Source organism: Robertmurraya korlensis, from assembly GCF_023715225.1.
In the GTDB taxonomy this organism is placed as follows: Bacteria; Bacillota; Bacilli; order Bacillales; family Cytobacillaceae; genus Robertmurraya_A.
Genome location: NZ_JAMBNS010000163.1, coordinates 1 through 380, shown reverse-complemented (window position 1 = coordinate 380; position 380 = coordinate 1). Strand labels below are relative to the sequence as shown.

Annotated in this window: 1 protein-coding gene; it reads right to left on the bottom strand. The window is 40.8% G+C overall.

What is annotated here, in order from left to right; genetic code table 11:
- Positions 1-380, bottom strand: a 380-nt coding sequence (locus tag M3175_RS24675; RefSeq protein WP_251524643.1) for a hypothetical protein, incomplete at both ends; no start/stop codon positions are given.

Genomic DNA, 380 nt, shown 5'->3' with positions numbered 1-380 from the left:
CCCCTTGCCCTGTGTAAAGATAAGGTGGGTCTAGCAAAAATAGGGTTTTTGGCTGGTCTTTATATCTTGCCATTAGCGTTGTATAGGATTCTGTCGTGACAACCAATCCATCCAAATAGCCAGTTGCTTGCTCATAGGGGCTACGGCGTACGGTGTTATAAAAAGTGTTGCTATATAATTCATCAAGTGTGCGGACTTGCTTCCCACTAAACAATAACCAGTTTGCTACGCTATGCACATCAATAAATCCATCAAAGGATTTTATGATACCAATAACCACTTCTTTGTCATTTTGCGATAATGCTTTTTGCCGTGGCAAATGTTCAATGGCACTATAAATTTGTTGGCGTAGTCGCTCGGTATCCTCGATATAATTAAGG